The sequence below is a fragment of the Chryseobacterium potabilaquae genome, from assembly GCF_902728265.1.
GTDB classification, from domain to species: domain Bacteria; phylum Bacteroidota; class Bacteroidia; order Flavobacteriales; family Weeksellaceae; genus Chryseobacterium; species Chryseobacterium potabilaquae.
Genome location: NZ_CACVBR010000029.1, coordinates 13,759 through 27,223, shown reverse-complemented (window position 1 = coordinate 27,223; position 13,465 = coordinate 13,759). Strand labels below are relative to the sequence as shown.

Below are 13,465 nucleotides of genomic sequence, written 5' to 3'. Positions count from 1 at the left end.
CTGAGGATTAATAGCATTTTTTTCATGATTTGTTAATTTTGATTTTACTTTATAATTTTATTTCGTAATGTTCCTAGTTATCAATTGATTTCCTATTTTTATCTTCAATAGATAGTAACCCGGCGTCACCGAAAACTTTTTCTTCCCCATCCAATTCTTTTACTAACCTTTCTGAGCCACCATAGAAGGATACCTTTTCTACTTTCTTCCAACTGATATCACATTATCAAAATATCTGTGTGCTTAGTTTCCTAAAATTAATGTTGTAGAGTCCATTGCGAATGAGAGAATAATCACATACTAAATATTTAATGATGAGAATACCTTTTTTTAATAAGGGAGCATTAGCAATCTCAAAACTTTGATGCATCCTTCTAATATGCACTTTAATATCTTCTGGCATTCTCTCTTCTCCTTCTGACCAGTTTCTTATTTCCTTCCATAAAAGAATTTTTGTAGTACAGGGTTTAATTTTTCTGGTCTCTATTTCAGTAATTCTATTATGGTCATGAACTCCTCTCATGGCTACAGGGCAATCCAAAAATCCGGGATAAAGATTCAAATAATAGGAAAGACGGAAAAAAAACTCCGAATCTTCATGGATTCTTAAATTCTTAAAAAAAATATCCATCTTATTGAGCAGAGATTCTCGGCGAAGTGTTAAAGTATCAATACTAAATAACCCGAAACTTCCTTTCATTCCCAATTGTCCGGGAAAAACAGATGCGGGAGGATGTTTTTGGTAAACAGTCGTTAAACGATCTCCAAAAACTTTATAATATTGTTCTTTGGCGGTATCGGAATAATAATGTACTCCTAACCCTCCATACACCCCCTCTACTTCAGGATTTTGAAATAGAATACTCTCGGCTTTAAAACGATTGGGAAGATAATAATCATCGGCATCCAAAAAAGCCAGAAAATCACCTGTAGCCTTTTCTATTCCAAGATTTCGGCTCTCTCCTGCTCCATGGTTTTTTCCATCCCCATGGCGAAAGAGCTTTACCTTTTCATATTGCCCGGCCAAGCTCTTACATATCTCTAAGGCATTATCCGGAGATTGATCTTCAATTAAAATAATTTCATATACTTCATTACACTGTAAAGTAGATTCCACGGCACGGGATATATATTTTTCCGCATTATATACAGGAATAATAACAGATACTTTCATTTTTAAAATGGTTTACGACTTGTGAATTATTTAATGGTTCCTCGTTTTAGTTATAATGTAGTTTGGAAAGTAAAATAGCTTTTTATTACTCCTCCTACTTTAGTTGAGATATGTAAAACACGAGGTTAAAAAAAAGAAGTATGAGGAGTAATAAAAAGCTATTTTCTTTATTAAAAAGCTAACTCTCCTATAGGCTATAATCCTAACCTACTAAGAGAGATTTTCCCTATATTTGTCGTAATTGATAAGGTCCACTAAAGAGTTAAAATTTAGCTTTTGGAAAATATTCTTTTTATATATACTTACTGTGGATTGATGAAGCCCTAGAGCATTGGAAATCTCCAATAACCCTGTTCCCTTAACTAAATAAAAATAGACTTCTCTTTCTCTATCAGATAAAATATCTAATCCTCGGCTAGAATAGGATGGAATTTTACCAGTATGAATAAAATTATAAAGTAATTCCTGGGGATAGTAATATCCATGTTTAAAAATAGAATAAAGGGCAGTACGAAGTTCCGACTCATCGTAGGATTTGTAAACCAACCCTTGGACACCCTGATAAAGGTACAAAAGAAGTATATCTTCTTTTGGAAAGGCTGTAAAGATGATTACTTTAAGCTTGGGGGTTATCTCCTTTATATTCTTTACTGTAGAATCAAAAACATTCCCCAATAGAGCAATATCTAAAATAAGAAAATCATACTTTTTTTCCATGGTCTTTTCCATAAGCTGTGTCTTATTATAGACTCTATCTATTACAATATCTGGATTCATGGTTTTTAAAATAAAAGACATTCCTTCTATAGACACATGCTGCGCATCAGCAATAAGAATTCTTGTATTCATAGCTAATTTTAATTAAATATGTAAAATTATTTTCTCACTAAAACCCGGGAAAGTTTCATTATCCTTTCCCGGAATTAAAAACGACTTATGATGAAACAAAACTGATAGGAATATTCAAAAGCTTATTTCTAATAAAATAACTTTATATTATAAATATTTATCGCTATAAATCTCCCCAAATAAGGGACTCTTCATTCCCGGAGAGCTAAACCCGGGAATATACAGAGTAATCCCCGGATATAAAAAAATACATTAGGATGAAAAAAAAATTTCATGAAGAACTATTCCTCAATATAGTATTTTTCAAAAACTAACTTTAAGTTATAGCCTTAATAAATAGATAACTACATAACTTTAATTATTATACTGTTTAGTTTCGGGACGAAAATTCAGATTTTCCCTCTTCTTATCATTTACTTTATTCTTATAAAATTGATCAATTATTTAATATTTATTATAAATGTTCTAACTTTATCCTATCCTATATAGTTTTTCTCCATCCTTCCCTCTATAAAAAGAGTAATTAGTTTGCCTTTATAGCAAAGAGATAGTTTTCTCCATTAGAACCAATTGTTACCCCAGTCACCTCCCCGTAAATACGAGATCCATTATCCCATACATATAACCTTACACTGCTGGAAGAGGTAACCTCTATTCTTATTATCCCAGAGGTAAACATTCCGTAGTCATGAGCTCCTGCATTCCCATTGGAAGTCTGGTTAAAAACAAATCTATTTCCTCCCGTATATTGATAACAAGGTTTATATTTTTTTAATTACCAGAGCCAATAAGCCCTCTGCTCATAAGCCATCCAAAAGATCCCGTGTTTGGAACATTGAATATAAAAACCGGCGGCTTGCCGCCGGTTGAGGGAAATATAATTTCCTTTTTTTGACGCAGAAATAGTAAAATAAACCCCGCCAAATTGTCAAATAAATACAATCAATAGAATGATTATTCTGCTATACAGCGAACCGAGAAGCCGGGGGTACGGGTGGCGCTGCCCGCTGGGTTAATGACGCCAGGAAAGAAGTCCAGGAGATAAGCGCCAGCTCCGCTGCGCTCTGTACTGCTCCAATAGTCGCCTTCGTTACCGCGGTTGGCCAAAGCTCCCGTAATGTCGTGGCGGCTCCCCGAAGCCGGAAGAGTCAATTTATTACCGTTAGAAGGACAGTTAAACTGACGAGCAGCTCCAAAGTTAGTAGGGCTAGTACTAAACGTTCCTATCGTATTACTTGTGCTATTATTGATTAAAGCCGTCCATTCTGTTCTCGTAGGAACACGGAAACCAGAAGGACATGGGTCAATAGCTGTCTTTACAGGAACAGATTCAGTACCGGAATTCCAAGCGCCATTAGAGGCGGGTGTGGTATTCCAACCTGAGATATTGCCAGCAGGAGTATAAGTATCAGCTACAGAATCAATTCTTCCCCATTGGTAATAATTTCCGTGAAGCCCTTGAGTAACCACAGAAGGATTAGGATCCAAACTCGTATCAGCACCCAAATTATGAGAAGCCCAAACCTTAGTACTATTGCCCATACACATCGTGATTCCACCCCCACTTCCGGAAGGAGAAATTGTCTTACTAACATTACAGCTCTGTCCTGCAAAACTGATCGGAAGACTCATGGTTCCAGCAGTTGTAGCAGTTCCTGTTACAGTGTATACCAAGTTACCATTACCATTTACCAAAGCTCCCGCAGGTAAGGTAAAGGTTAATCCGTTAAAACTAAATTGCTGCTGACCATAGGCCTCACCGTTTCCGCCAGTATAAGGAATACTCATCGTTCCACTGTAAGTTTCCCCTTGGGTTATTGTAGGAGGAGTAAAAGAAGCTGAACCACAATTTAAGGCGGTAATACTTCCTAAAAAAGGATTAACTGGAACACTAAAGGTACAGGATTTCCCTCCTATCGTTATAGCAAAATTCGCAGTTCCGGCTGCAGAAGGAGTACCGCTTATATTAAATATAAGATTTCCATTCCCTGAGTTTAAGATCCCTCCAGCAATAGTAGCACTTAAGCCTGTAACTCCTGTAGAAATAAACGAACCCGCATTATATGCTCCCCCATTTCCTCCGGAATAAGGTATCGTGGTATTGACTCCACTGACCATAGAGCCTGCAAATAAAGTCCCTGACGTAGTTGCTGAGGAACAGTCCAGCGCTAAAACATCTCCATTAGGGGTGTTAGAAGAACATAAGGATCCCCATTCTGGAACTAAGGGATTGGTAGAATCATTCACCATAATACATCCCTTATTTCCAAAACAATCTGTACAATAGATAACAAGGCCATGAGCGGGATGAAATATAGCATTCATTTGGACCTTAGTCATCCTTGGAGGTAAGAATCCATCCGTAGTGCTGGTAAGATCAAGAATCGCAGAAGGATCAGGTGTAGAAGTGCCTACTCCCATTCTTCCCCCTGTAAATCCTAAATTGTTACCGTCCATGTTCATATGACGAGGACCTGTTAGAATCCCATCAGTCCTATAAATAGTAGCCGCACTTCCTAATTTTGTCCATTCATCATGTTGTCCATGAAAATAATAGAACCCATAATCATCTACTTTAGCGGTTTGCCCAGTTTGATTATCAGCAGAAGCCGCCTCTGTGACATACACAACGGCCCCATCCTGGTCCATCCCGTACTTATTGCCCGCTATAGCAGAAAACAAAGCGTCACCAGTAAGTTGGGGGACAATAATTCCTTCAGAACTGCTCCCATCTATGTTCTTTGCCTTGACATCCAGTGTAGCTTTAGGAGTAGATGTATTGACCCCCACTTGGCTATATGCACCAAAGGAGATTAACACTGACAATGGTAATAAAATCGTGTTTTTCATAGGTATTAGTTTTTATAACTATTAATTATTTTTATGATATGTTTAAAGTTTATAATATCTCTTGAAAGAAAGCCTCTTATATCTTTATATATATTAAGGTATATCAACCTTCACTCGATTGAGTCTAATTTTATTGAAATAAAACCGGCGGCAAGCCGCCGGTACAAGGTAATTATACTAGTTTCTTTTTTTTGACCCAGAAATAGGACGATAAATCCCACCTAATTGTAATCAATAGAATGAATTATTCTGCTATACAACGAACCGAGAAGCCATCGATCCGGTTTTCCCTATCGATCGCGCTCACCATACCATTGCTAAATTGTAAGTTATACGCAACAGAAAGGACATTAGTGGAACTCCAATAGTATCCATAATTACTACGGCTGCTCAAAGCCCCTACATTACCGCGGTATCCCGCAGCGGGAAGAGTGAGTTTATTACCATTACTAGGACAGGTAAATTGGCGAGCCGCACCAAAGTTAGTAGGGCTATCATTAAACGTTCCTATCGTATTACTTGTGCTATTATTGACTAAAGCTGCCCATTCTGTTTGTGTAGGAACTCTAAACCCAGAAGGACATGGATCTATTGCTGTCTTAACGGGAATATCCTCACTCCCTGAATTCCAAGCCCCATTGGAGGCTGCGATTGTATTCCACCCAGCAATCGCTTCAGGAGGTGTATCAGCATTCGCAACAACATCCGCTCGTCCCCATTGGTAATAATTCCCGTGATATTCTTGGGTTATAACCGGTGGATTAGGATCTGTCAAACTTGGATCAGCACCTAAATTATAGGACGCCCATACTTTGGTTCCGTCTCCCATACACATCGAGGTTCCACCTCCATTACCAGAAGGAGATACTGTCTTACTCACACTACATGATTGAGAACCAAAACTGATCGGGATACTCATCATACCTGAACTCATAGGAGTGCCGGTGATATTATATACCAGATTATCTGCTCCTGTGGCTAGGGTTCCTGCAGGAAGAGTAAAAGTTAATCCGTTTTGGGTAAAAGACATTTGAGAGTAAGAATCACCATTTCCTCCTGTATAAGGAATTGTTAAAGTACCTGTATAAACTTCTCCCTGAGTGATTGTGACTGGAGAAAAGCTACTACTACCACAATTGAGATTGGTAACAATAGGATTTACAGCAGTTACCTCTCTAGTAAAGCTACAGGTATGTCCTCCAAATGATATAGAAAAACTTGCGGTTCCCGCCCCAGAAGGGGTGCCGGTAATAGTATATGTTAATGTTCCATTTCCATTAGCAAGTGTACCTGCTTGGAGGGTAGCCGTAAGACCCGTTACTCCTGTAGAAGCTATGGGTGTTCCAGAAGGATAACCCGAACCATTTCCTCCGGTATATGGAATCTGCGTACTAACCCCCGAGGCAGCTGCGCCGGGGGTAAGAGTTCCTAGGTGGGTGGCTCCACTACAGTTAAGAGTGGTGACTATAGGATTTACTATGGAGCACATCTCTGGACGAAAGGGCCTCCACGTTCCCTGGTTAATAGAGGTGGTAGAATTATCATAATACCAAAATCCTCGACACAGGGTTCCTTCTGTAGAACCCACACCGGCTACCCCACTACTTGCCGTATTATATACCATAAATCCATCATAATAATAGGGATAAGAATTAGGAATACCTATAGGAGCTCCCGAAAAAGCAGTAAAGGTACTTAAATCCATACGAGGATATAATAATCCCTTTCCCACGTTAGTAGATAGGTTAAAGGAAGTATTAGAAGAAGCATCAATAAAAGCAGAGCTATTTAATGCCGCCTGATTAGTAGCACTATTAGCGATTCTTATCTGAGTGTAAAAGCAAGTGCCTACCATTAATAAGGATAGAGCAAACAGCTTTTCCAGATGAATAAATTTATTTCTCATTATAGTATAATTGTGTTGTTAATTTAAAATTTTAGTATCCTGATACCCAATCCCATGAACCATTTCCCGTTCCTCCTAGATATACCAAAATCCCAGAGATGCGTGCCCCTATATTAACAAAGGAGGGATTGAATGGAAGAGGAGACAAATCTATTCCGTCACTACCGATATTGGATACATAAATTATTTTCCCCACGGGAATTCCTGAAGTAGGGAGGGTTAACATATGTCCGGGAGTTGTAAGATTAAGTTTTACAAAATTATCAGTTGGTAATACGGTATAATCTGAAGTTTGGTCAGCTGTTACATTAAAAGATGAGGAAGAAGAGTTTCCTTCTACCCCTTTCCATTTCGAGGTGGAATTATCATAATAATAAACTCCCGTACCTATAATATCAGAAGTTTTTCCTGACGATCCTGTGCCTGAAGTAACAAATACCAGTACCCCATTTTGGGCAGCTCCATAAGCTCCGTCTCTCGCAGATAATTCTGCTACCGTAAAACGGGGAATAAGAAGCCCATCGGGGGAAGTTACAGTAGTATTGCCTACAATATCCAAGGTAGACTGGGGAGTATTGGTATTAATCCCCACTTGACCCAAGGTGTACATACTTACAATTGTGGTAAGAATAATAAATGTTTTTTTCATTGTGTATATTTAATTTAAAATAATATTGTAAAATTTATGGAAGAGGAAACTTCTTTATTAATATCTGAAGAAAATTGAAGGAGTATCCTCTTCTCCTCCCTAGTAAGGAGGAAATTCTTTGCAGTACATGCTTGCTCTAAAGTTTATTTTCTCAATTACTGTGCAGGTTGATAATTATATCAGATATCGATTTTTCCATTTCCTTATAGTATGTCTACTAGTCTTAAAATGTCGGGCTACTTGAGAGTTGTTAAGACGATATTTCTTCTGATAATCCAATATTTGTAATATACTGGATCGCGTATAGGCACGATGCCCCTGATTAAAGGCCGCTGTATCAGCATCAGGAACTCCGAATATCTTTTTATTAAGTTCGATAATATCCAGCACGGATAAATTTTTTTTAGACAATAATTCTTGACAAATTTCTTTCTTTTCAGGATGTTTTTTATCTAGAATATCAAAAAAAATACGCTTATAATCAACTATCTTTATCATATCTTATTATTTATTTTTTATACCCTTTTAATCTTATCTTTAAAAATTAATAAAGAGTTATAGAGGCTTAAAACTTAGCTCCAGGGCCACCTATTCATATTTTAAATCATAAGTGGTTCCTCCCTCCGTTTATAAATTAATATTCTATTTTTATCTTTATCTAATGCCGTAGTAGAATGAAAAGGGATATAATTCTGTACTATTCAACTCCTCACGAAGCAATACTCTCTTATAATTCTTGAATAAGAACATAACAGGTTCCGGTGTTACCAGTTCCATAACTGAGATTATAGCTTTCTGAACCATCGCCTCCGGAACTCATAGTGGCTAGTTTAACGATAAGGGGAGAAGCTCCCGTATGAATTATAACGGTGGCAGGATTTACTCCTCCATCCTTTATTTCTTCTGTACTGGCTTCCTGAAATCCTGCTATATGAACACTTCCTATAGGTTGGTTAGAAGTACTTACAAATTGGTATTTGATCCATGCTTTTCCATTCGATACAGAAGAACTACTAAGCCATGCAACATATCCTTGTAATAAAAAGACTTTATTAGGTGGTAAAGTAATATTCCCCCCTGAGAGGCTGACAGAATTGACATTTGTTCCGGTGATGGTCTGCCATGTTATATCATGATTTGATCCGTGGGGGATGGTTTGGGTGGCATTTTTAGTCACAACAGCAAAGATCTTTTCACTAGCAGGAGGGGTGACTAATTTCTGCCATGCAATCCCATCGAAATAATAAAAATTCTCATCATCTATATATTGGGCTGTTCCACTCTGCGATCCTGTAGTTATATTATTGACATAAATTATGGTAGAGATAGGTACATTATTCATAGTTTGAGCTCTTTCTCTATCTATACGGGGAACCAAAAGTCCTTCTACCTGATTAGCAGAGCCGGTAGTATTTTTTGCTGCTATATCTAAGGTAGATTCAGGAGAGATATTATTGATCCCCACCTGGGAAAAAATAAATCCTCCAATACTTAACAGTATTATAAAAATAATTTTTTTCATAATCATAGTTTAAATGTTTTTAATAAATAATTCTAGAATGAAAGTGTTCAAAAATATTTTTATTCTTTCCCTTCTGTTCTAAAAACAAAGCGAAAACCGGGAAACAAACAGGAATAGATTTTAAAATAGTTCCAACCTGCCCTTAAGATTTAATTCAATTTAAAGATAGATTTACTGCTTATTTTCTTTTATATTTTTTAGTCCAGCTATGAAGGGTACTTTTAGAAATACCATATTCTTTCATCACATCCGGCATAGTCTTTTCTCCCTTATCAATCATTTCCAGTATAAAATCAATTATTTCACGCGTATAAATATTTTTACGGAATTCAGGTAAGGTGGATGGCTTTTTGATTTGAGAAAGGCCTGCCCCTCCTGGAGGAGCATACAAAATTAAATGTTGGCTGTAGATACGGAAAAAATCATACTCCAGTAGTTTACTCCATCGAAGAAGAATATCAGTATCCAAATGATCAGATATATACATCTCCTTGAGCTGATCTTCGGTACACTTCAAAAATTTGCAGATTCGGGGATGCTCAATATTGTTTTCTTGAACTTTTTGTTGGATTAAGCTTCCTAAATGAAAATTTTTAAAATTAAAGCTGTTTTTTATCATACGCTTGAAAATTGATGGGTCTTTATTAACTACAAAAAGAATTTTATCCGCTATTTGAGAACATCTATTTCTTTATTTCTTCTAAAGATATCACCCCTAATAAAAACCAAGGATAAAGTTAATTTGCCTTTATGGCAAAGAGATAGTCTTCTCCATTAGGTCCAATAGACACGCCTGTTGTTTCGCCCGAACCTCGGGAACCATTATCCCATACATGCAGGCGCACCGCACTAGTAGAGGTCACTTCTACTCTTATTATCCCTGAAGTAAACATTCCATAATCATGAGCTCCTGCTCCTCCATTGGAAGTTTGGTTAAAGACATATTTGTTTCCTCCAATATAATTATATCCCACTGTTTCAATAGAACTTGAGGAACTTGAAAAAGTAAATCTTGAGGCATATCTTTGGTTGGCTCCTGTGGCTCCATGAAGAAGATACCCTAAAAATATAAACCATTTTCCGGTAGGTAAATCAATATAAGAGTTCATATATTTATCATCAGTTGTACCATAGGGAGTCAATGTCTGAGGTGTCACTCCTGTTATCGTGGTAATTCCCCCTGCCACTCCTGCATCCTGCCAGGAGCCTATTCCATTAGAGTCAGAGGTAAGGACTTTTCCGGCTCCCTGAGTTCCATCTGTTATTCTTAAAGCCTTCTCATTGGATACTGTATTAATATGAAGCTTAGTAGAAGGAGAAGTAGTACCCACCCCTATAGACCCTGAGGACGTTATAATAACATCATTGGCTTGTTGAGCTACGGTGGGTGTGCCAGTCAAAGCATTATCTTTAGCTCCATCAACATGGAAGACACCTTGCGGGTTTTGCGTATTTACTCCTACTTGACCGTATACCCTTCCGGCTAATAATATACACAAGGGTAATAAAATCATATTTTTCATAGATATTAGTTTTTAGAATTATTATAAAGTCTATTCCTTTATTAGCTTTAGCGCTACCCTTTGTTTATCCGTTTCTACTGAAATTACGTAGGTTCCGGTTTGAACCGAAGAAAGATTAACCTCCTGTTTATTTCCTTTTAAAGAAGAGGATAAAACGAGCTTTCCTGACCCATCTATAATTTTATAGGATTTTAAATTTTCTTTAGAGGAAATACTTATCATATTTTTTACCGGATTGGGGTAGATCGTTACTGCATTATCGTCCATTTCATTACTCCTCTCATGGACGGCTAAAACCTCACTGGAAGAGCATAATGTTAAACTAGAATAATGGGTCAGAGGATTAGAGGGAAAAGCATCACCATTAATGGTGATGGTAGTAAAATCATTAGGACTCGTAATTTTAAAATAACCGGTACCCCCTTGTACATTATAAGGGTTAGTAACTGTATTACCATTAACTATCCAATTATTATTCGAATCATAAGTGGTACTAATAGCCACTGGCCCCCCATTGGTGTTGAAGTGAGCGTTGATAGAATAATCAAGTCCTGGATTAATAGGAAACATAAATATTAAATTATTCACCGGCTTATCAAATGTGAATTTTAAAGACCATGCGCCTCTATTAGGGCCCAGCCGACTATCAGTAACATCTCCTGCAGATGATCGAGTTATGTGTATTCCATTTATGGTGGTTGTTCCGTTATAAAATAAATTTTGAACAGGGGAACAACTCTGTGCTTTTACTCTATACGTAGAGAATAAAGTTGCCCCGACTATCATGATGCAAAGAAGCAATTTATTTGTACTTTGAAATAATTGTTTAAAGAATATTTTTTTTGTCATTTTATCTAGTGTTTAGAGTTTATATTTATCTTGGAATAAGAGGAGATTAAAAGTTTTCTTACCCCTTTATATCTCTACTCACACCTCCCTATATTCAATCAATTGACTTTCATAATATCCTCCCCATATTTAAGCAGGGGGAGGATTACTATTTATAAGAGATGGTGTCCTAGTGGGCTATTCTGCTATACAACGAACCGCCATACCATCAATAGGAAGGCCCGCGTTCGAAGTTATAGTAGCCCCTGAGAAACCAAATTCCGAGGCGGCTGTCGCTAAAAAGGTAGAAGTCCAATAGTGTCCACTTCCTCCACGGTCATTCAATGCTCCACTTGATATGCGCCACCCGGTAGCAGGAAGGGTGAGTTTATTACTTCCACTAGTAAGAACTAGAGCAGATCCATAATTATTAGGACTATTAAAAAAACTTCCCATTACACTGTGATGAGCACAAGTGCCGAGTACATTCCATTGGCCAGCCGTAGGAACCTTAAAACCAGAAGGACATGGATCATTCGATGTTTTACTATCCCCCCACGCTCCATTAGGGGCACTAGTGGTATTCCATCCACTAATCGCTCCGGAGGAATTAGCCGGGTTTTGGTCTGTATTTTGGTCCATAATAGGAGTATATCTTCCCCATTGATATTTTGACCCATGGATTCCAGCAACAGGTACATCTGGATCTAAATTAGTATTACCTCCTAGATTATGAGTCATCCATCTTTTTCCATCGCACATTACCACAGAATTCCCAAAAGCAACAGTTTTATTAACAGAACAAGAGGTGCTTCCTATACTAATGGGTATAGTAATTGCTCCCGAGTTAGCAGGAGTTCCACTAACCAGATAGGTTAAATTCCCACTTCCATTAGATAAGATTCCGGCTGCTCGGTGAAAATTTAGCCCATCCACGGCCTTATCATCTACGGGATAAGAAGCTCCATTTCCTCCTGTATAAGGAATTGTTAAAATACCTGTATAAGCTTCTCCCTGAGTGATTGTGGCTGGAGAAAAGCTACTACTACCACAATTGAGATTGGTAACAACAGGATTCGGCGAAACTAATATTTCTTTAGTTACTGTACAGGTAGCATTAAATCCTGAAAATCCCACGGTTATAGATAAATTGCCTGATGTAGGACTGTTACCTGTAACCGTATATTCCATAGTCCCATTCCCAGAAGCCAGAGTACCGGCAACACGTTTAATCGTTAAACCATGGGTACTTCCCGGTATCTCATAATTATCATAAGAAGTAACTCCATCTCCTCCTGTGTAAGGAATTTTTAATGTTCCGGAATAAGAAGTTCCTGCAGTGATTGTACTGGGAGTAAATACAGCATTATTACAATCAAAAGTAAGGCTAGATGAAGTATTTACTTCTCTAGCAAAGCTACAGGTATGCCCTCCAAATGATATAGAAAAACTTGCGGTTCCCGCCCCAGAAGGGGTGCCGGTAATAGTATATGTTAAAGCCCCATTTCCATTAGCAAGTGTACCTGCTTGGAGGGTAGCCGTAAGACCCGTTACTCCTGTAGAAGCTATGGGTGCTCCAGAAGGATAACTCGAACCATTTCCTCCGGTATATGGAATCTGCGTACTAACCCCCGAGGCAGCCGTTCCTGGGGTAAGAGTCCCTAAGTGGGTGGCTCCACTACAGTTAAGAGTGGTGACTACAGGATTTACTATGGCACATATATCAGGGCGTAAAGGCCTCCAGGTTCCACCGTTAATAGAAGTCGTGGAATTTTGGTAATACCAAAACCCCTGACATAAGGTTCCTTCTGTAGAACCCACACCGGCTACCCCACTACTTGCGGTATTATATACCATAAATCCATCATAATAATAGGGATAAGAATTAGGAATACCTATAGGAGCTCCAGAAAAAGCAGTAAAGGTACTTAAATCCATACGAGGATATAATAATCCCTTTCCCACGTTAGTAGATAAGTTAAAGGTAGTATTAGAAGAAGCATCAATAAAAGCAGAGCTACTTAATGCCGCCTGATTAGTAGCACTATTAGCGATTCTTATCTGAGCATAAAAACACGTACCTACCATTAATAAGGATAGAGCAAATAGCTTTTCCAGATGAATAAATTTATTTCTCATTATAGTATAATTGTGTTGTTAATTT

Annotated in this window: 12 protein-coding genes; all 12 read right to left on the bottom strand. The window is 37.8% G+C overall.

Annotated elements, in window-relative coordinates:
- Positions 1 to 226: 226 nt before the first annotated feature.
- Entirely contained in the window at positions 227 to 1,174 is a 948-nt protein-coding gene (locus tag CHRY9293_RS13525; protein WP_162033469.1) for a glycosyltransferase family 2 protein, read from the bottom strand.
- Positions 1,175 to 1,384: 210 nt separating this feature from the next.
- Positions 1,385 to 2,023 (bottom strand): response regulator transcription factor, encoded by a 639-nt coding sequence (locus tag CHRY9293_RS13520; protein ID WP_162033468.1) that lies wholly within the window; start codon positions 2,021 to 2,023, stop codon positions 1,385 to 1,387.
- Between the two features lie 523 nt (positions 2,024 to 2,546).
- Positions 2,547 to 2,702, bottom strand: coding sequence for a hypothetical protein (locus CHRY9293_RS18735; protein WP_228455539.1), 156 nt, complete (start codon positions 2,700 to 2,702; stop codon positions 2,547 to 2,549).
- Positions 2,703 to 2,977: 275 nt separating this feature from the next.
- The gene (locus CHRY9293_RS13515) at positions 2,978 to 4,873 is read right to left on the bottom strand and encodes an FISUMP domain-containing protein (RefSeq protein WP_162033467.1); all 1,896 of its coding nucleotides are present in this window, start codon (positions 4,871 to 4,873) and stop codon (positions 2,978 to 2,980) included.
- Between the two features lie 244 nt (positions 4,874 to 5,117).
- The gene (locus CHRY9293_RS13510) at positions 5,118 to 6,779 is read right to left on the bottom strand and encodes an FISUMP domain-containing protein (protein ID WP_162033466.1); all 1,662 of its coding nucleotides are present in this window, start codon (positions 6,777 to 6,779) and stop codon (positions 5,118 to 5,120) included.
- 31 nt (positions 6,780 to 6,810) lie between these two features.
- Entirely contained in the window at positions 6,811 to 7,428 is a 618-nt protein-coding gene (locus tag CHRY9293_RS13505) for a hypothetical protein (RefSeq protein WP_162033465.1), read from the bottom strand.
- Between the two features lie 174 nt (positions 7,429 to 7,602).
- Entirely contained in the window at positions 7,603 to 7,926 is a 324-nt protein-coding gene (locus tag CHRY9293_RS13500) for a helix-turn-helix domain-containing protein (RefSeq protein WP_162033464.1), read from the bottom strand.
- 229 nt (positions 7,927 to 8,155) lie between these two features.
- The gene (locus CHRY9293_RS13495; RefSeq protein WP_162033463.1) at positions 8,156 to 8,950 is read right to left on the bottom strand and encodes a hypothetical protein; all 795 of its coding nucleotides are present in this window, start codon (positions 8,948 to 8,950) and stop codon (positions 8,156 to 8,158) included.
- Positions 8,951 to 9,128: 178 nt separating this feature from the next.
- A complete protein-coding gene (locus tag CHRY9293_RS13490; protein ID WP_162033462.1) occupies positions 9,129 to 9,569 on the bottom strand; it encodes a transposase in 441 nt (146 codons plus the stop codon).
- Positions 9,570 to 9,687: 118 nt separating this feature from the next.
- Positions 9,688 to 10,473, bottom strand: a complete 786-nt coding sequence (locus CHRY9293_RS13485; RefSeq protein WP_162033461.1) for a hypothetical protein — start codon at positions 10,471 to 10,473, stop codon at positions 9,688 to 9,690.
- Positions 10,474 to 10,503: 30 nt separating this feature from the next.
- A complete protein-coding gene (locus CHRY9293_RS13480) occupies positions 10,504 to 11,322 on the bottom strand; it encodes a T9SS type A sorting domain-containing protein (RefSeq protein ID WP_162033460.1) in 819 nt (272 codons plus the stop codon).
- A gap of 177 nt (positions 11,323 to 11,499) precedes the next feature.
- Complete coding sequence (locus tag CHRY9293_RS13475) at positions 11,500 to 13,440, bottom strand: FISUMP domain-containing protein (protein WP_162033459.1); 1,941 nt, start codon at positions 13,438 to 13,440, stop codon at positions 11,500 to 11,502.
- Positions 13,441 to 13,465 lie beyond the last annotated feature (25 nt).

Coding starts and splice junctions, on each gene's coding strand:
- CHRY9293_RS13495 (WP_162033463.1), bottom strand. CDS start 8,950: ATGAAAAAAATTATTTTTATAATACTGTTAAGTATTGGAGGATTTATT.
- CHRY9293_RS13525 (WP_162033469.1), bottom strand. CDS start 1,174: ATGAAAGTATCTGTTATTATTCCTGTATATAATGCGGAAAAATATATA.
- CHRY9293_RS13485 (WP_162033461.1), bottom strand. CDS start 10,473: ATGAAAAATATGATTTTATTACCCTTGTGTATATTATTAGCCGGAAGG.
- CHRY9293_RS13500 (WP_162033464.1), bottom strand. CDS start 7,926: ATGATAAAGATAGTTGATTATAAGCGTATTTTTTTTGATATTCTAGAT.
- CHRY9293_RS13475 (WP_162033459.1), bottom strand. CDS start 13,440: ATGAGAAATAAATTTATTCATCTGGAAAAGCTATTTGCTCTATCCTTA.
- CHRY9293_RS13505 (WP_162033465.1), bottom strand. CDS start 7,428: ATGAAAAAAACATTTATTATTCTTACCACAATTGTAAGTATGTACACC.
- CHRY9293_RS18735 (WP_228455539.1), bottom strand. CDS start 2,702: ATGTTTACCTCTGGGATAATAAGAATAGAGGTTACCTCTTCCAGCAGT.
- CHRY9293_RS13520 (WP_162033468.1), bottom strand. CDS start 2,023: ATGAATACAAGAATTCTTATTGCTGATGCGCAGCATGTGTCTATAGAA.
- CHRY9293_RS13515 (WP_162033467.1), bottom strand. CDS start 4,873: ATGAAAAACACGATTTTATTACCATTGTCAGTGTTAATCTCCTTTGGT.
- CHRY9293_RS13490 (WP_162033462.1), bottom strand. CDS start 9,569: ATGATAAAAAACAGCTTTAATTTTAAAAATTTTCATTTAGGAAGCTTA.
- CHRY9293_RS13510 (WP_162033466.1), bottom strand. CDS start 6,779: ATGAGAAATAAATTTATTCATCTGGAAAAGCTGTTTGCTCTATCCTTA.
- CHRY9293_RS13480 (WP_162033460.1), bottom strand. CDS start 11,322: ATGACAAAAAAAATATTCTTTAAACAATTATTTCAAAGTACAAATAAA.